The sequence below is a fragment of the Frigoribacterium sp. AC394 genome (assembly GCF_979258095.1).
The window spans coordinates 88,401-106,903 of sequence record NZ_OZ409834.1; the positions used below are offsets into that span (position 1 = coordinate 88,401).

Here is an 18,503-nt window from a genome sequence, read left to right on the forward strand (position 1 = left end):
GCGATCCGAGGCCACCGGCGCCGTCCCTCCTGAGCTGTGCAGTGCGTCCTGACGTCCGGGTGCTGCGCCGCGCCTCCTCGGCTTCGCCCTAGGCTCGACGTATGGGGCTCTTCTCGCGCAAGAAAAACACACCCGCCGACGACACCACCACCGATCGGACCACGTCCGAACCCGCCGACGGGGTGAGGGTCGACACCGCAGACGACTCCGCACCGCAGGTGGCCCCGGCGCAGGCGCCGCCCGTCGTGAGGATCACACGCGCTGCGCCGACCAACTCGACCGGGGCGGACCCGTCGGCCGTCCCGACGGGTGCCTCGGCCGGCACCTCGGTGCCCCCGCTGCGTGCTGCCGCGCCCGTCGTGCACGCCGCGCTGCAGGAGGCGCTGACCGGTTGGAGCAAGGCCAAGAACGTCCAGACGATGTACTCCGTCGTCAAGGAGCTCGCGGCGGGCGACCTGCTGCTCGACATCGGATCGTCGACGATCGCCGATCCGAAGGTCGGACCGCAGAAGGGCGACACGATCTCGATCGCCCACCAGGTCGACAACGCCGGCAAGAAGGTGCTCCTCGCCTTCACCAGCGGCGACAGGCTCGGCTTCTACCGCAAGACCAGCGACCCCGTGTCGCTCGTCGAGGCGGCACCCGACGTCGTCGCGATGGCCGTGTCGAAGTACGACGGACTCGTGCTCGACCCCGGATCGCCCGAGACGCAGTGGATCGGCTACACCGACGAGCTCGTGCGGGGGCTCACCGCTGACCCGGCCGAGAACAGGGCCGTCAAGCAGGCCATGGCCGAGAAGCGGATCGCCTGGCCGGCCATGCTCGAACTCGTCCGGGCGGCTCCGGCGCTGTACATCGCGTCGGTCGCTCACCGCGACGAGAGCGGCGAGATCACGTCGATGGGGGTCGCGACGGTCACGTCGCACGAAGGTCAGACGTTCTCGGTGCTGCTGACGTCGCCTGCCGAGGTGGGCGCCTGGGCCCCGAGCGCCGATGCGAACGCGACCCGGTTCGACGCCGTGGCACGCGTCGCCCTCGACCAGGGGCATGCGGGCATCGTCGTGAACCCCGCCGGGTCGATGCTGACGATCACGGCCGACGAGCTGCGCGCACTCGTCGGCTGACCGCGGCGCCGGACGCCCGGAGTCGAGCCCGGCCCGGGAGGGTGGGCGGTAGGTGCCCTTCGGCGGTGAGGGAGGGGCGTTTCCTGCCCACCGTCGGAGCCGGGCGCGCGAGGGTGGGCGCTTATTGCCCTTCGGAGGTGAGCGAGCGGCGTTTTCTGCCCACCGTCGGGGGTTGAGCGCGCGAGGGTGGGCGATTGGTGCCCTTCGGCGGTGAGCGAAGGGCGTTTTCTGCCCACCGTCCGAGCCGGGCGCGCGAGGGTGGGCGCATATTGCCCTTGGGTGGTGGGTGCGGGGCGTTTTCTGCCCACCGTCGGAGCCGGGCGCGCTGAGGTGGGCGGTTGGTGCCCTTGGGCGGTGGGCGAGGGGCGTTTTCTGCCCACCGTCGGAGGCGGCGCGCCCGAGGGTGGGCGGTTGTTGCCCTTGGGCGGTGAGCGAGGGGCGTTTTCTGCCCACCGTTGGATGTGCGCCGGAGGTGGGCCCGCGAGGGTGGGCGCTAGCGTCCCGGCGCAGGGGGCGCAGGGGGCGCGGGGGACGCGGCGAACGCCACGGCGGACACCACCGTCAGGGTCAGCGCCGCGATGTTCAGGGTCACCAGTGGCCCGGCGAACGCGTTCACCAACCCGACCGACGTGCCGAGCCCGACCACGAGCTGCCCGACGAGAAGCAGCGCCGTCCCGAAGGCCGAACCGAGCAGCGCCACCCGGGCCAGATCGTGCGCCCGCTGCCGTGCAGCCACGGTTTCGCCGTCGCCGTCGCCGTCGCCGCCGCCGCCGTCCGACGCCGTCGACTTCGCGCGTCGCGTCCGCATGAACAGCACCAACGCCACGAGCCCCAGCAACAGCGGGATGAGGCAGCCGATGGTCAACGCGGTCTGCACGACGCCGAAGAGGGCGTCGGTGCCGGTGGCGGGGTTCATGCGGGGCTCCTCGACGGGGGAGATGCCGAGGGCGGACCCGAGCGGGCCCGCCCTCGGAGGGTGTGGCTAGTAGCGGGGCTTGCGGGGCGGGCGATCTCCGCCGTACGAGCCGGAGGAGCGGTCGCCGCGGTCACCGCGGTCGTCACGACGAGCACCGCCGCCGGCGGCGCCGCCGCCACGGCGATCCTGCTTGATCTCGATCAGCTTGCCGCTGATGCGGGTGTCGCTGAGTCGGTCGAGCATGTCGCTGCTGACGTCGGAGGCCAGCTCGACGATCGAGAAGTCGGGGCGGATCGCGATCGCGCCGAAGTCGTCTCGGCTGAGACCGCCCTCGTTGGCGAGCGCACCGACGATCTGACGCGGCTCGACACGGTGACGACGACCGACCTCGATGCGGTACGAGGTCATCGGCTTCGATGTGCGCGGGCCGCGGTCGCGACGCTCGCCTCGGTCGTCGCCCTGGCCGGCACGCGGAGCCCGGTCGTCGCGCTCGCGCAGCGGACGCTCGTCGCGCTGCGGACGCTCGTCTTTCGGGTCGAGCAGCAGCGGCGTCTCGCCCTGCGCCACGACCGCGAGGGCCGCGGCCACATCGGCCTCGGGCACGTCGTGGTGCTCGACGTAGTGCGCGATGATGTCGCGGAACGCCGAGATGCGGGCCTCCTGCGACAGCGCCTCGGTGATCGCGTCGTCGAAGCGCGTGAGGCGCGTGCTGTTGACGTCGTCGACCGACGGCAGCTGCATCTGCGTGAGGGGCTGACGCGTCGCCTTCTCGATTGCGCCCAGCAGGCGGCGCTCACGCGGGGTGACGAAGCTGATCGCCGCGCCGCTGCGACCGGCACGGCCGGTGCGGCCGATGCGGTGCACGTACGACTCGGTGTCGATCGGGATGTCGTAGTTGACGACGTGGCTGATGCGGTCGACGTCGAGACCACGGGCCGCGACGTCGGTCGCGACCAGGATGTCGAGCTTGCCGCTCTTCAGCTGGTTGACCGTGCGCTCGCGCTGGGCCTGGGCCACATCACCGCTGATCGCCGCCGCCGAGTAGCCGCGCGCACGGAGCTTCTCGGCGAGGGTCTCGGTCTCGCTCTTGGTGCGGACGAAGATGATCATGCCCTCGAAGTTCTCGACCTCGAGGATGCGCGTCAGGGCGTCGACCTTCTGCGGGTACGACACCATCAGGTAGCGCTGCGTCGTGTTGACCGACGTCGTGGTCTTCGCCTTGACGGTGATCTCTTCGGCGTCGTTCAGGTACTGCTTCGAGATGCGACGGATCTGCGGCGGCATGGTGGCCGAGAAGAGCGCGACCTGCTTGTCGTCGGGGGTGTCGGCGAGGATCGTCTCGACGTCTTCGGCGAAGCCCATCTTGAGCATCTCGTCGGCCTCGTCGAGCACGAGGTACTTGAGCTCGGAGAGGTCGAGGGTGCCCTTCGCGAGGTGGTCCATGATGCGACCGGGCGTGCCGACGACCACGTGGACGCCGCGGCGCAGAGCGCTCAGCTGGACGCCGTAGGCCTGACCGCCGTAGACGGGCAGCACGTGGACGCCGCGCATGCCGGAGGCGAACTGCTCGAACGCCTCGCAGACCTGGAGGGCGAGCTCGCGGGTGGGGGACAGGACGAGCGCCTGCGGCTTCTTCGCGCTCACATCGAGGCGCGACAGGATCGGCAGCGCGAAGGCGGCCGTCTTACCGGTGCCCGTCTGCGCGAGGCCGACGACGTCGCGACCGGCGAGGAGGGTGGGGATCGTGGCGGACTGGATGGCCGAGGGGGTCTCGTACCCTATGTCCTTGATGGCCTTGAGGACCTGATCGCTCAAGCCCAGGTCGGCGAACGTCGAGGGTGTTTCGGCTTGCTCCGTGGCGTCGCTCGGGGCTTGTTCGGTGGTGTCACTCATAGTGCAACGGTAGCCGGTCTCGGGGCCCGTGCCGTGCTGACATGGCGAGGAGCCCCGATCGGACGACCCGCGCCTCCTTCGCGGCCCACCCGCGCCTCCTGCTCAATCGGCCCGGGGGGCCTCGGCGTCGTGCGCGACGACGATGTTGATCGGCGTCGTGTCGCTGTGCAGCGACTGCACGTAGACCTTCTTGCGGCGGCGCAGCCAGCGACGCGCGCCGGGGGTGGCGAGCAGGTTGCCGAGCACGAGTCCGGCGCCGATCGCGAGGGTCGTCAGCATCGAGAAGACGAAGTCGACCTCGGCCCCCTCCGTGCCCGACATGAAGTTGAGCAGCGCCGACGCGACCGCCAGCGACGGCAGCAGGGACCCGCAGAACGCCGGCACCGCGATGACCGTCGCAGCCGTGCGGAGTCGCGCCGCGGCGACCGTCGACAGCGCGCCGAGCAGGATCGCCGCGAGGAACGTCGCACCCATCAGGGGCACGCCGAGCAGCCGCAGCGTGAAGAGCGAGAGGTTGCCGACGAGCGCGACGCCGATCGTGATCGGGATCATCCGCGCGCTCGACCCCTGAGCCACCGCGTTCGCCGACGCCGCCGCGAAGCTGGAGCACAGCGACAGCCAGAGGGGCAGCGCCTGCAGCGTGATGTTCGTCGGATCGACCTCGAAGTCGACGAATCCGGCGGTCACGGCGATGCCGGCGGGGATGCCGCAGACGATGCCCGCCACGATCAGGCCGATCACCAGGGCCCGGCCGAGGGCCATCGCCCGGAACCCCGAGATGGCGTCCTGCGCCCAGGTGACGATGGTCGGGTGCGGGAGCGTCAGGACGACCACCGCCGCGACCATCGCCGCCGCGCCTCCGGCCGACAGGAGATCGAGCGAGATCCCCACCGTGCCGAGGGCCGCCGTGGCGCCCGCCTGCAGACCGACGACGAAGAACTGGGGGATGCCGCGGGCCGCGAGCCCCCGCCCGGTCGCCATCACCCCGATCATCAGGACGAACGCCCCGACGGCGGCCTGCCAGGTGCCGCCGGCCTGCAGCGTGACCGAGACGCCGAGCATGCCCATCGCCAGATCGGTGATCCACGACGGCCAGCGCGGGGGAGAGCGCAGCACGTCGACGAGACCGGCCACCGCCGTGGTCATGTCGCGGTCGTCGTGCAGCAGGTCGTCGACGATCTGGTAGACGAGCGACAGCCGGTGCAGGTTCGAGCCCTCGGCGTAGACGACCCGGGTCTTGATCAGCGGCGGGCCCTCGACGGGCGCGTACTGGATGGTGATCGCCGTGCCGGTGATGTCGAGCTCGAGCGGGGCGAGGTTCCACTTCGTGCTGACCGCGACGATCGCGACCTCGGTGCTGCGGACGTCGGCCCCCGACGCCAGCATCACGTCGCCGAGGTCGAGGCAGAAGTCGACGATCTGACGCGGCGAGTAGAGGTCGCCGCCGATGCCGTGCTCGGGCGTCGTGCCCTCGTAGATCGTGCCGCGGAGGCGGGCGCGGACGTCGCGCATCTCCTGCGGGTTGACATTGCGGGCCCTGACGCGGGCGGGCTTCGCCGGCGGACGGGGCGGGCGGGCAGGGCGATCGCGTCGGCCGGGTCGCTGGGGATCGCTCACGGTCGAGCTCCGATCGGTCACGTCGGGGTGGTGCGGGGTCACGGGAGAGGACCCACGGGTCGGGCCCCGCTCGACACGGCTGACGCGGTCGCGACGGGGCCTGTCCCGGCGGGCTGCGTCGAGTCTAGGAGGCGCGGTGGTCGTCGTCAGGACGGCGGCCGTCGGCGTGCCGGTCGCCTCGCCGGGCGTCCTGGCCCGTCTGCCCGGCGTCGTCTCGACTCGTGCCGGCGACCAGGTCGTCGAAGGCGTCGTCGAACGCGGCGTTGTCGTGGTCCGCGAGCGCGTCGGAGCCGGGGGTCCGGTCACGGGCGCCCGGTGCGGTCTCGTCGCCGGCGCCGGCTCCGTCGTCGGATGCCGTCTCAGCGTCGGATGCGCTCGCCGCATCGGGCGCGTCGTCCACCTCGGGCTGCGTCTGCGCGAGCACCGCCTCGGCGGCCGACCCGAGCACGACGCCGGTGTCGACGCCCTTCGTGTGCGCGAGCGCCTCCGACAGCCCGGCGGCGAGACTGCCGCCGGCGGCGCCGAGGGTCGCGACGACGTCCTCCTGGCGCGGGGTGAGCGGAGCGTCCGAGAGACCGGTGACGACCTCGCGGAGGTTGTCCTCGCTCGCGTCCAGCGCCTCCTCGTCGCCCTGCGTGATGGCCGAGGCCTGCGACACGATCGCGAGAGCGAGGGCGGCGGCCTCCTGCTCGGGGGTGGAGGGGGGCCGGCCGGTCGAGTCGTCGCCGCTGATCTGATCCATCGCTCGACCGTACGCGGTGGGCACTGGGAGCGGTCGCGGTCGTCCGCCGGGCGAACGGACGAGGAGACACCCGGGAATAGAAGGAGGCGCGCTCGGCTTCTCTCCCGGATGAGCGACGACCGCACCCCGCAGACCGACCGCCCGCAGACCGACCCCGCGACGAGTGACATCCGCGACCCCGAGACGGGCGCCCCCGAGAGCATCGCCCTCGAGTCCGTCGAGCCCCGGCACGACGCCACCGCACCGGGCACCCGCCCCGGCACCGCACTCGTGGTGGGCGCGAGCGGCATCACGGGCACCGCGCTCGTCGAGCAGCTGACCCGCGACGGATGGGACGTGCTCGCCCTGTCGCGCCGCGCCTCCTCGGCTCCGGGGGTCACCGGCATCGCCGCCGATCTGCTGAGCGCCGAGAGCCTCGCGACCGCTCTGGCCGACGTGGAGCCCACGCACGTGTTCTTCGCGGCCTGGCAGAAGCGCGACACCGAGGCCGAGAACATCGAGGTGAACGGCGGCATGGTCCGCGATCTGCTCGCCGCCCTCGAGCACGCCCCCGTGCGGCACGTCTCGCTCGTGACGGGTCTGAAGCACTACCTCGGCCCGTTCGAGGCGTACGGCAAGGGCGTCATGCCCGACACGCCGTTCCACGAGGACGAGCCGCGCCTCGACTACCCGAACTTCTACTACGCGCAGGAGGACGAGCTGTTCGCCGCCGCCGAGCGTCAGGGCTTCACCTGGTCGGTGCACCGCTCGCACACCGTGATCGGGTTCGCCGTCGGCAACGCCATGAACATGGGGCTGACCATCGCCGTGCAGGCGGCGCTGACGAAGCGCCTCGGCCTGCCGTTCGCGTTCCCGGGCAGCGAGACGCAGTGGAACTCGCTCGTCGACATGACCGACGCCGGCGTGCTCGCCGAGCAGATGATCTGGGCCGCGACCGACCCCGCAGGCGGCGACGAGGCGTTCAACATCGTGAACGGCGACGTCTTCCGCTGGCGCTGGATGTGGCCCCGCCTCGCCGCGCACCTCGGCATCGACCCCGCCCTCGTCGAGGGGTTCGAGGGCACGCCGCGACCGCTGGAGGAGCAGATGGCCGGGCTCGAGCAGGACTGGCGCGAGCTCGTCGCCGAGCACGACCTCGTCGAACCCGAGCTGGCGCGCGTCGCCTCGTGGTGGCACACCGACGCGGACCTCGGCCGCGACCTCGAGGTCGTCGCCGACATGGGCAAGGCGCGCGACGCCGGCTTCTCGCGCTACCGCCGCACCGAGCAGGCGTTCGTCGACCTGTTCGAGCGGTACCGGGCGGCTCGCCTCATCCCGTGACCGTCGAGGTGACCCGGATGGTGCGGTAGCGGCCTGTCACGGCGCCCGTCGGGTCACTTCGACGGGCGGTGGGCGCTGGGCGCGCGGCGAGCGTCCCACGTTCTCGACCCGCGCCTCCTGCGGTTCCACGGCGGGTTCGGCGGGTTCCCGTCCTCCACGGCGGGTCAGCGCTGACCCGCCCCCGATGAGGGGAACCCGCCGAAGGTCGGGTACGCGTGTGGCTAGCCGACCCGCCCGCCTCGTCCGTGGCCATCGAGGTGACCCGAAGGGTGCCCTAGCGGCATGCTGAGACCCCCTTCGGGTCACACGGATGCGCGCGGGCGGCTACGCGGGCGGCTCGGCGCGATCGGCCTCGGCGATCGCCTCGCTCGGCACCGGCTTGCCGCGCCGCGACAAGAAGGTCACGGCCCAGAGCACGATCCCGATCGCGAGCAGCCCTCCGGCGATCTCGTACTGCTCGGCCCCGCGCCCCGACGACATCGGCAGCACGAGCCACAGGCACGCGACGACGCCGATCACCGGCAGCACGGTGCCCGCCCGGAAGTGCTTCTGCGTGACGCGGTCGCGGCGCAGCACGAGCACCGTCACGTTGACGACGGCGAAGACGGCGAGCAGCAGCAGCGACGTCGTTCCGCCGAGCACCGCCACGATGGGCGACTCGGGCGACAGCGACACGTAGCCGATCAGCCCGAGCGCGAGCGCCGTCGTGAAGACGATCGCGGCCCAGGGGGTCTGGCGCTTCGCGTGCACCTTCGACAGGAACCCGGGCAGCACGCCCTGGCGGCTCATGCCGTAGAGCAGGCGGCTGGCCATCATCATGTTGATCAGGGCGCTGTTGGCGACGGCGAACATCGAGATGAAGGGCAGCAGCTGACCGATGGGGAAGTCGGGGGCGGCCGTGTTGACCACGGTCACGAGCGGCGTCTCGTTGTCGGCGAGCTCGCCGATCGGCACGACCGCGACGGCGCAGATGGCGACCAGCACGTAGATGACGGCGGCGATGCCGAGCCCGGTGAGCATGACCCTCGGGAAGATCCGGCTCGGGTCCTTGGTCTCCTCGGCCATGTTGACGCTGTCCTCGAAGCCGACCATGGCGAAGAACGCGAGCGACGTCGCCGTGCTGATGCTCAGCAGCAGCGACTTGTCGCCCGGCGTCTCGAACAGCACGACCCGCCCCCAGTCGGCGTCACCCCCGGCGATGAACCAGAAGCCGATCATGATCACCATCAGCAGGCCGGAGAGCTCGACGAGCGTCAGAACGACGTTCGCCTTGACGCTCTCGCTCACGCCGCGGAAGTTGATCGCCATCACCAGCAGCATGAACCCCATCGCGATCGCCATGACGACGCCGTTCGACAGCTCGACGCCGATGCCCGCCGCGAGGTTGGCCGCGAACGCGCGTGCGGCGGTGGAGGCGCTCGTGATGCCCGAGCACATCACGACGAAGCACACGATGAACGTGACGAAGTGGATGCCGAACGCCTTGTGCACGTAGAGGGCGGCCCCGGCCGTCTGCGGGTACTTCGTCACGAGCTCGAGGTACGAGAACGCGGTCACCAGGGCGACGGCGAACGCGATCAGGAACGGCAGCCAGGCCGCGCCTCCCACCTCGGCGGCGACCTGCCCGGTGAGCGCGTACACGCCCGTGCCGAGGATGTCGCCCACGATGAACAGCAGCAGCAGCTTGGGGCCGATCGCCCGTTTCAGCTCGGTGGGCGTCTCACCGGTGTCGGTGGTCGGCGGCTTCGTGTTGCTCGACGTGGTCATGGCGACCTCCGGGTGCGTCGGTGGAGCACGGATGTCCACGACATCCTGCCCCCGCTCCGCGCCGCTTGTCGACCCCCGGAGCCGAGGAGGCGCGGTGCGAGGAGACCGGGGAGGGGCGAGCACGGAGGCGCGGTGCTGCCGAGGAGGCGCGGTGCGGGCAGACGGGGGAGACGCGCGTAGCGTCGACCCTCCGACCGCAGGAGGAACCGCATGACCACGACCGTCCATCTCGAAGTGCACTTCGACGCCGACAAGCTCGACCTCGCCCGCGACATCGTCCGGGAGACGCTCGTCGCCACCCGTGCCTGGCCGGGCTGCCAGGACCTCGTGGTCGTCGTGGACGACGACGACCCGACGCGCGCCATCGTCGTCGAGACCTGGGCGACGGCCGCCGATCACGAGGCGTACGTCGCGTGGCGCGCGACGCCCGAGGGCGCGAACCGCCTGCCCGAGGTGCTCGTCGAGCCGCCGACGACGCGCTCGTTCTCGACGACGATCCCGCTCGACGCGTAACGCCTCCGCACTCCGAACCGACGCCGAGGCTCAGGGCCGGTGCCGGGCGCGCAGACCCGGCGCCGGCTCAGACGTCGAGCAGACCGCGGATGTCGTCGGCGGTGAGCGCCGAGCTGAAGACCGCGTCGTCGTCCATGACGGCGTCGAAGAGCTGCGCCTTCTTCTTCTGCAGCGCCAGGACCTTCTCTTCGATGGTGCCGTTCGCGATCATCCGGTAGACCATGACGTTCTTCGTCTGGCCGATGCGGTGCGTCCGGTCGACGGCCTGGGACTCGGCCGCGGGATTCCACCACGGGTCGAGCATGAACACGTAGTCGGCCTCCGTCAGGGTCAGCCCGAACCCGCCGGCCTTGAGGCTGATCAGGAATGCGGGGGCGTCGCCCGTCTTGAAGCGCCGGATCACCTCGGCCCGTCGCCGGGTCGACCCGTCGAGGTACTCGTGGGCGATGCCCCGCTCGTCGAGCCGCGCGGCGACCCTCCCGAGGAACGACGTGAACTGACTGAACACGAGTGCACGGTGGCCGCCCGCCACGACGTCGTCGAGCTCGTCGATCAGCTGGTCGAGCTTCGCCGAGGGGATGTCGGCGTAGGCCTCGTCGAGCAGCGCCGCGTCGAGTGAGAGCATGCGCAGCAGCGTCAACGATCGGAAGACGATGAAGCGGTTGCGGTCGAGGTCGTCGATGAGGTCGAGCAGCTTCAGGCGCTCGCGCTGCAAGAAGGTGTCGTAGAGCTCGCGATGCGCGGGCGCCAGATCGACGCGGAGCACCTGCTCCTGCTTCGCCGGCAGGTCGGCCGCGACGAGCTCCTTCGTGCGGCGGAGGAGGAGCGGGCGGATCCGCCGACGCAGCCGGTCGAGGTGCTCGGGTCGCCCGCCGGCCTCGATCGGCTTGACGTAGCTCTCGGTGAACGCGCTCGCCGTCGAGAGCAGACCCGGGGCGACGATGCGGAACAGCGACCAGAGATCCATCAGGCTGTTCTCGAGCGGAGTGCCCGTGATGGCGATCGCGACCCGGGCGTCGAGCTCGACGGCGACACGGTGCGCCTGCGACGCCCGGTTCTTGACGAACTGCGCCTCGTCGAGCACGAGCGCCGCCCAGGCGTGCGCCTGGTAGGCCGCGGCGTCGAGTCGGAACAGCGCGTACGAGGTGACGACGACGTCGGGCACCGGCCCCGTGCCTCCGTCGAGGGCGGTCGCGAGCGCGCCCCGGCTCTTCCGCTCCGTCTCGGTCACCCCGTGCACGACGAGACCCGGGGCGAACCGGGCCGCTTCGAGCACCCAGTTCGCCACGACCGAGGTCGGCGCCACGACGAGGAACGGCCGCCGCTCGGCAGGGTCCTCCGCCTCGCGCACGTGCGCCATCAGGGTGAGGGTCTGCAGGGTCTTGCCGAGACCCATGTCGTCGGCCAGCACCCCGCCGAGCCCGTGCTCGTAGAGGAACGCCAGCCACTCGAAACCCTCGCGCTGGTACGGGCGCAGGGTCGCGTCGATCGATGCGGGCACCGCCGGGGGAGTCGTGACGAGCCCCGACCCGTCGCCGTCGTTACCCCCACCGCCATCGCCCCGCTGGGCGAGCGCCAGGAGCCCGCCCACGGCCGAGCGCCACCGGTCGGCCTGCACCGTCTCGTCGGCGAGGTCGTCGATCTCGGCCCAGAGACCCGCCTGGTACCGGTTGATGCGAGGCCCGGTCTCCCACTCGTCGAGCGAGGCCGCCTCGTCGAGCAGGCGCTTCAGCTCGTCGAAGACGGGCGAGCCGAGCGAGAGGTACGAGCCGTCGACCAGCAGCATCTTGCGCTGCCGCTTGGCGAGCGCAGTGAGGAGCGGCACGAGGGGCAGCGTGCGCCCCTCGACGGTGACCAGCACCCCGAGGTCGAACCAGTCGCGCTTGTCGGTCTCGATCGTCGTGACGGTCAGATGCGGTTCGTCGGTGAGCTCGCGGTAGTCGGGTCGCGTGCCGACGAGGTCGACGACGACGTCGGCTCGGGCTTCGAGCGCCGGCAGCACCTCGGCGGCGAACTCGGCGGCCGCGACCCCGGTGAGCACGGCGTCTCGAGGAGGCGCGGCGAGCTCGTCGAGGGACGGCACCGGTCCATGGGCGTCGAGGGGCAGCCGTCGGCCGTCGATCGACCAGCCCCACGAGAGCCGCAGCGTGTGCGACCTCTCGAAGCCGACCGTGAGCAGGAGGCTCGGCGGTGCGATCTCGGGCAGCTCGACGGACGAGTCGGAGCTGACCACGTCGACGCTGCGGCGGAGCGCGGGGTAGAAGTCGGCGAGGAACTCGGCGGTCTCGGCGGCCGGCACGAGGACCTCGGGGGTGAGGGTCAGCAGCCGACGCTCGTCGGCGCCGAGCGGCGTGGTCGTCGGAGCCAGCACCACCGACAGCGCCTGCGACGTCTCGGCCGTCCACACCCCGTGGTCGCCGACGACCCCCGTGACCGGCGCGCGCCCGGTCGAGCCGTCGATCGAGACACCCGCGGTGAGCAGCACGGCCCCGTCGGCGGCGCGGGTCGCGTCGACGGTCACCTGCGCCTGCCCGCCTATCGTCACGTCGGTCGCGCGCTTGCCGGTGACGAACGCCACCCCCAGTCGCGAGGCCTCGGCGAGCAGCGGCCAGAGCAGCGGACTGGCGAAGTCGTCGAGGTGCAGCCAGTCGGCGTCGCCGGGCACGTAGGTCGCGACGACCGACCGGTGCAGGGCCGCGAACTGACCGAACCAGGCGTGCTGATCGGGGTCGACGGCGAGACGGTTGAGCTGATAGGGCAGTGACGTCCAGGTCAGGGACCCTCTCACCCAGTTGCCGGTCGCACTGAGCGTGACCGGTCGCACGCCGAGGCGCGGCGGCATCGATCGACCCGTGCCGCCCGGCGGGCGTCGGCCGCCCGGCCGTGGGGCGGGAGCCCGGTCGCGCACCTCGAACAGCAGCCCCATGCCGGTCGTCCGAGCCGAGGAGGCGCGGGTCGACCGCCCGAGGGACCCCACGACCGATCGCCAGTCGCCCGGGTCGACCGCACCCGTCGGCGACCCGGCGCTCGACGCCGGGGCGGACCCCGCCAGGGCGCCGGACGGCAGCGCACCGGACGGCAGCGCACCCGACCGCAGTCCGCCGCTCGACGCCCCGCGTCGCTGCAGCAGGGCCGCGGTGTTGCTCTGCAGCAGCACGGCCGCGATGTGCTTGCAGTCGCCGCCGATGGGGCAGCTGCAGGTGCTGCGCAGCGGGCGGCTGTAGTCGCCCCGGCCGGCCCGTACGACGATCTCGCTGATGTACGGGGTGGCCTCGGTGCCCTGCACGGTGCCCGTGATGCGTTCGTCGGCGGGGTGCCACGCCGTCTCGGTCACGGCCCCGATCGCCGCATACTCCTTCGCCCGGTTGAACGCCATCGGCCCGACGAGCCGGATGATGTCGACTGCGTCGATCAACGGCGTGAGAGGGGAGAAGTCGACCGCCGCCCCGTCGTCGTCCATGCCGTCTCTCTCGTCCATGCCGACCATGATGTCAGCAGCCGCCGACGCCGAGAGCGTCGAGGGCGGGCCCTGTGGAGAGCCCGCCCCGAGGGGTCCTGCGCCGCCGGCGAGACCGAGACGGTCAGGCCGAGTCGATCAGGCGGAGACGGCGACCGGCCCGGTCTCCGTCGAGATCCCGGCCCGCGCCTCCTCGTCCGGCACCTGGGGCGCGCGTCGGCGGAAGAGCAGCGCGGCGATGACGGCGCCGACCGCGAAGAACCCCGCTCCCCACCAGTACGCGGTCGCGTAGCCCGCGACGGCGGCCTCGGCGGCGACCGCCCCCGTCGTCGACGTGCTGTCGATCAGGTAGTTCGCCGTGGCCGTGGCCGCGAGGGTGTTGAGCAGCGCGGTGCCGATCGACCCGCCGACCTGCTGGCTGGTGTTGACCATGGCCGAGGCGACTCCGGCGTGCTCGCGGTCGACGCCGAGGGTCGCGGTCTGGATCGACGCCGGCATGATCGACCCCATGCCGAAGCCGAGCACCATCAGCGCGGGCAGCACGTCGCCGGCGTACCCGCTGTCGAGATCGAGCCTCGTGAGCAGCAGCATGCCGATCACGCCGAGGGTCATGCCGAACGGCACCATGATCTTCGGACCGAAGCGCGGCACGAAGATGTTGGTCGACAGCTGCGCGGCGAGCACGAGCATGCCGATCATCGGCAGGAACGCGAGACCCGTCTGCGTCGGCGTGTAGCCGAGCGAGGTCTGCAGGTAGTACGTGACGAACAGGAAGATGCCGAACATGCCGGCGCCCGCGATGGTGACCGAGCTGTAGGCGGCGCCCCGGTTGCGGTCGAGCACGATCGACATCGGCAGCAGCGGGTGCTCGGCGCGGCGCTGCCAGAGCACGAAGGCGGTCAGCAGCACGACGGCCGCGACGAGGAACCCCCAGGTCATAGGTGAGCCCCAGCCCTCGTTCTCGGCGTTCGAGAAGCCGTAGACGAGCGAGAACAGGGCGGCCGAGACGAGCACTGTGCCGGGCACGTCGAGCTTCGGGCGCGGGCCCGTGCGGGTGACGTGCGAGACGAAGACCGCGGCGCCGGCGATGGCCACGACGGCGATGACGACGTTGATGTAGAGGTTCCAGCGCCAGGAGGCGTACTCGGTCAGGAACCCGCCGAGCAGCAGGCCGATCGCCCCGCCGGCGCCGGCGATCGCGCCGAAGACGCCGAACGCGCGGGCGCGCTCCTTCGGCACCGTGAAGGTCGTGGTCAGCACGGCGAGCGCGGTCGGGGCGAGGAGTGCGCCGAACGCGCCCTGCAGCGCTCGAGCGAAGACGAGCAGCCCGAAGCTGTCGGCGGCGCCTCCGAGGGCCGAGGCGAGCGCGAAGCCGATCAGGCCGACGATGAAGGTGCGCTTGCGGCCGATCAGGTCGGAGATGCGGCCGCCGAGCAGCAGCAGGCTGCCGAAGGCGAGCGAGTAGGCGGTGATGATCCACTGCCGGTCGCCGTCCGAGAAGCCGAGGTCGGCCTGGGCGGCCGGCAGCGCGATGTTGACGACGGTCGAGTCGAGCACGACCATCAGCTGGGCGAGGGCGACGGTGGTGAGGGTCCACCAGCGGCGGGACGAGGAGGCGCGGGTCGCGTCGCCAGAGAGCGGGGAGGTCCGAGACATGGGCGCGAGCATATACGAGTCTCGCCGGTTTCGGATATGCCCGGTCTCGCAAGTCCGCGAGGTAGAGTCACCGGCATGACCGATGCACCGACGCCCGGCCGCCCGGGGCGGAAGCGCGATCACAGCCGCGACCCCGAGATCCTCCGCTGCACCATCGACGTGCTGGCCGAGACGGGCTTCGAGGGCATGACCATCGAGATGGTCGCCGCCCGCGCCAAGGCCGGCAAGGCGACGCTCTACCGCCGGTGGGCGTCGAAGGGCGAGCTCGTCGTCGACGCGGTCGCCTGCCTGAAGCAGGGCGCGGTCGATCTCGACGACCTGCCCGACACCGGCACCCTCCGCGGCGACCTCGTCGCGATGATCAAGCCGCAGAGCATCGACGAGGCCGAGAAGAAGATGCGGGTGATGGCCGGGGTCGTCACCATGCTCTCGACCACGCCCGAGCTGGCCGACGCCGTCGACAGCGCCATCGTGCAGCCGCGGGCCCAGGCCAATCGGCTGCTCATGCGCCGCGCCCTCGAGCGCGGCGAGATCGACCCCGGCACCGACATCGAGTCGCTCGCGCTCGTCACGCCGTCGATGGTCTCGTACCGGGTGCTCGTGCTCCGCAGGCCCGTCGACCGCGACTTCCTGATCTCGCTGATCGACGGTGTGCTGCTCCCCGCCGCCGGGGTGCGGCAGCCCGCCGACGCCTGATCCGCGGGCTCGCCTGCGCCGCGCCTCCTCGGCACCGCGCCTCCTCGACTTCTTGTGAATTCCTCAGGTAACCCGCCCGTGCGGCGTCCCTGAGCCCTAGGGTCGGGCCATGACTGCGGAGTTGACGCTTGGGGCCGAAGAAGAGCTCCATCTGATCGACGTCGCCACGGGGCGGTTGTCGACGAGGGCGCCGCACCTGCTCAGTCGCCGGCCCGCCGACCGGTTCGGCGCCGAGCTGCAGCGCTCGACCATCGAGACGAACGTGCCCGTGGTGCGGACGCTGAGCGACCTCCGTCGCGAGATCGTCGAGCTGCGCCGCGAGGTCGCCGAGGTCACCGGCGCCGAGGGCCTCGCCGTCGCCGCCGTCGGCACGGCGCCCCGGTCGGAGTTCGCCGACTTCGAGCTGACCCCCACCGGGCGCTACGGGCGCATGCACGAGCAGTACCGGCTGCTCGTCGACGAGCAGCTGATCTGCGGGCTGCAGATCCACGTGGGGGTCGCCGACCGCGACGTCGCCGTGCGGATCGCCGGTCGCGTGGCCCCCGTGCTGCCCGCCCTCCTGGCGCTGTCGGCGAGCTCGCCGTTCTGGAACGGACAGGACACCGGCTACGCGAGCATCCGGTCGATCATCTGGCAGCGCTGGCCGAGCGCCGGCGCCACCGGCCCGATGCGCGACGCCGCCGAGTACGACCGCCTGCTCGACGACCTCATCGCCTCGGGCGTCATCGCCGACGCGAAGATGGCCTACTTCGACGTGCGGCCGTCCTCGCATGCGCCGACCCTCGAGCTGCGCACCTGCGACGCCTGCCCGCTCGTCGACGACGCCGTGCTGATCGCCGGGCTGTACCGGGCTGCCGTCCGGCACGCAGAGCTCGACGTGCTCGCCGAGCGGCCCTACGAGCTCCGCGCCCAGCCGCTGCACCGTGCGGCGATGTGGCAGGCGGCGCGGGCGGGGCTCTCCGGCGAGCTGCTCGACCTCGACGCGCACCCGTCGCGCCTGCCGGCCCGCGCCGCCGTCCGCGCGCTCGTCGCGCACCTCCGGCCCCAGCTGGAGGAGCTCGGCGACTACGACGACGTGCGCGACCTCGCCGAGGCCACCCTCGCCCGCGGCAACAGCGCCGACCGGCAACGCGCCGCCTTCGCCGAACGGGGCGAGCTCGACGACGTCGTGGCGCAGGTGCTCGACGAGACCCGGGGCCCCGCCGCCGGGCGCCGCGCCGCCGTGCCGACCCTGACCGGCTACCGGCTCCGGGCCGGTGACGAGGCGATCGGGCCCGGACTGCAGCCCCGCGCCGCCTACGCCGACATCGCCGCCTTCTTCGTCGACCTCGGCGCGGAGGGCCTCCGCGAGCGGGTCGCCCACCGGGACCGCTGGGCCGAGGAGGCGCGGGTCGGCCCCGTCGTCGACGGTCACGAACGCGAGTTCCGCGGCGACCTCGTGCCCCGCGTCGTCGGTCGGCACGAGTGGGCGCGACTCGAGGCGGGGCTCACCCAGCGCGCCCGGGCCATCGAGGCGTTCCTCCGCGACGCCTACGGCGACCGCCGGGTGGTGGCCGACGGCGTCCTCGCCGAGCACCAGGTGGTCGGCGCCTCGGGCTGGCGCGACGAGGCGACCCGGCTGCCGGCCCACGTCGTCCGCGCGCCCCTCCAGGGGTTCGACCTCGTCCGCACCGAGTTCGGCTCGTGGCGGGTGCTGGAAGACACCGTGCGCTCGCCGGGCGGCGCCGCCTTCTCGCTCGCCGTCCGCGCGATGCTCGACGCGGTCGTGCCCGACGCCCCTCGACCGGCCGGGCTGCTCGACCCGACGACCGTGTTCTCGATGCTGCGACGGACGCTGCTGGCGCACGCCGCGCCTCCTCGGCCCGTCGACGGCGACCTCGCAGGCGACCGGGATGGCGACGGCCACGGCGACCGCGAGCGCATCGCGGCGCTGCTCAGCGACGGACCGGGCAGCTCGGGCTGGTACGAGCACCGGGTGCTGGCCGACGGCGCCGGGCTGCTGCTCGTGCGACCGGGCGACCTGATCGTGCGCGACGGGCTCGTCGTCGAGCGGGCGACCGGCACGCTGATCGACGCCCTGTACGTGCGCCTCGACGGCGAGCTGATCGACGCGGCGTCGCCCGACGACGATCGGCTCGGCGAGCACCTGATCGACGCGGCCGTCGGCGGGGGAGTCGTGCTCGCGAACACCCCCGGCACCGGTCTCGCCGACGACAAGTCGATGTACTGCGCCGTGCCCGACCTCATCGCCTACTACCTCGGCGAGAAGCCCCTGCTCGAATCGGTGCCGACCTACCGGCCCGGTGACCCGGCCGAGCGGGTCTCGGTGCTCGAACGGGTCGGCGAGCTCGTCACCAAGCCCGTCGACGGCCGAGGAGGGCACGGGGTGCTCATCGGGCCGTCCGCCTCGGCCGCGGCCGTCGGCGAGCGCCGGGTCGCCATCGCCGCCGACCCCGCGCACTGGGTCGCCCAGGAGGTCGTCCAGCTGTCGTCGCACCCCACCCTCACCGCCACGGGGCTGCAGCCGCGGCACGTCGACCTGCGCTGCTTCGTGCACCTCACCGGGCTCGGCGAGGGCGAGAGCGCGCTCGCCGACCTGGCCCTCACCCGGGTCGCCCCGGAGGGCAGCATGGTGGTGACCGCCGAGCAGGGCGGCGAGCTGAAGGACACCTGGATCGTCGGACCCGAGGAGGCGCGCTAGGGGGATCCCGTCGACGCGCGGTCGTGACGGGGCCCGTCCGTCGCCGCCGACCTGACAGACTGGGCGCGGACACCCCGCGGGGTGTCGTGCCTCACCGGATC

12 protein-coding genes are annotated in these 18,503 nt (G+C 72.3%); 5 read left to right on the forward strand and 7 right to left on the reverse strand.

The genetic code is table 11. The annotated features are described in order from the left end of the window. The first annotated feature begins 101 nt into the window (after window positions 1-101). The gene (locus ACZZY9_RS00375; protein ID WP_463462562.1) at window positions 102-1,124 is read left to right on the forward strand and encodes an SseB family protein; all 1,023 of its coding nucleotides are present in this window, start codon (window positions 102-104) and stop codon (window positions 1,122-1,124) included. Window positions 1,125-1,617: 493 nt separating this feature from the next. Here the strand turns inward: ACZZY9_RS00375 and ACZZY9_RS00380 are convergent, their stop codons facing one another. From ACZZY9_RS00380 to ACZZY9_RS00395, 4 genes are all read right to left on the reverse strand, one after another. Further along, window positions 1,618-2,040, reverse strand: a complete 423-nt coding sequence (locus ACZZY9_RS00380) for a hypothetical protein (RefSeq protein ID WP_463462563.1) — start codon at window positions 2,038-2,040, stop codon at window positions 1,618-1,620. A gap of 66 nt (window positions 2,041-2,106) precedes the next feature. Continuing rightward, window positions 2,107-3,933 (reverse strand): DEAD/DEAH box helicase, encoded by a 1,827-nt coding sequence (locus ACZZY9_RS00385; protein WP_192060513.1) that lies wholly within the window; start codon window positions 3,931-3,933, stop codon window positions 2,107-2,109. A gap of 102 nt (window positions 3,934-4,035) precedes the next feature. Next, complete coding sequence (locus ACZZY9_RS00390; protein WP_463462564.1) at window positions 4,036-5,550, reverse strand: threonine/serine exporter family protein; 1,515 nt, start codon at window positions 5,548-5,550, stop codon at window positions 4,036-4,038. A 124-nt stretch (window positions 5,551-5,674) separates the two neighbouring features. Beyond that, the gene (locus ACZZY9_RS00395) at window positions 5,675-6,292 is read right to left on the reverse strand and encodes a hypothetical protein (RefSeq protein WP_463462565.1); all 618 of its coding nucleotides are present in this window, start codon (window positions 6,290-6,292) and stop codon (window positions 5,675-5,677) included. A gap of 108 nt (window positions 6,293-6,400) precedes the next feature. Here ACZZY9_RS00395 and ACZZY9_RS00400 point away from each other — a divergent pair, with 108 nt between their 5' ends. Beyond that, the gene (locus tag ACZZY9_RS00400; protein ID WP_463462566.1) at window positions 6,401-7,612 is read left to right on the forward strand and encodes an SDR family oxidoreductase; all 1,212 of its coding nucleotides are present in this window, start codon (window positions 6,401-6,403) and stop codon (window positions 7,610-7,612) included. A gap of 324 nt (window positions 7,613-7,936) precedes the next feature. Here the strand turns inward: ACZZY9_RS00400 and ACZZY9_RS00405 are convergent, their stop codons facing one another. Then, window positions 7,937-9,379: an APC family permease gene (locus ACZZY9_RS00405; RefSeq protein ID WP_463462567.1), complete on the reverse strand. Its 1,443-nt coding sequence runs from the start codon at window positions 9,377-9,379 to the stop codon at window positions 7,937-7,939. A 210-nt stretch (window positions 9,380-9,589) separates the two neighbouring features. Here ACZZY9_RS00405 and ACZZY9_RS00410 point away from each other — a divergent pair, with 210 nt between their 5' ends. Next, window positions 9,590-9,892, forward strand: a complete 303-nt coding sequence (locus ACZZY9_RS00410) for a putative quinol monooxygenase (protein WP_192060508.1) — start codon at window positions 9,590-9,592, stop codon at window positions 9,890-9,892. Between the two features lie 67 nt (window positions 9,893-9,959). Here ACZZY9_RS00410 and ACZZY9_RS00415 read toward each other — a convergent pair whose 3' ends face one another. After that, window positions 9,960-13,370, reverse strand: a complete 3,411-nt coding sequence (locus ACZZY9_RS00415) for a DEAD/DEAH box helicase (RefSeq protein WP_463462568.1) — start codon at window positions 13,368-13,370, stop codon at window positions 9,960-9,962. 117 nt (window positions 13,371-13,487) lie between these two features. Then, entirely contained in the window at window positions 13,488-15,005 is a 1,518-nt protein-coding gene (locus ACZZY9_RS00420; RefSeq protein WP_463462569.1) for an MFS transporter, read from the reverse strand. 75 nt (window positions 15,006-15,080) lie between these two features. On the opposite strand from ACZZY9_RS00420, the gene ACZZY9_RS00425 reads away from it, so the two are divergent. Together ACZZY9_RS00425 and ACZZY9_RS00430 are read left to right on the forward strand one after the other, a co-directional pair. Further along, window positions 15,081-15,701 (forward strand): TetR/AcrR family transcriptional regulator, encoded by a 621-nt coding sequence (locus ACZZY9_RS00425; protein WP_320477281.1) that lies wholly within the window; start codon window positions 15,081-15,083, stop codon window positions 15,699-15,701. 109 nt (window positions 15,702-15,810) lie between these two features. After that, window positions 15,811-18,402 carry a glutamate--cysteine ligase gene (locus tag ACZZY9_RS00430; protein WP_463462570.1) on the forward strand — a complete coding sequence of 864 codons (2,592 nt, stop codon included), beginning with the start codon at window positions 15,811-15,813 and terminating at the stop codon, window positions 18,400-18,402. Window positions 18,403-18,503 lie beyond the last annotated feature (101 nt).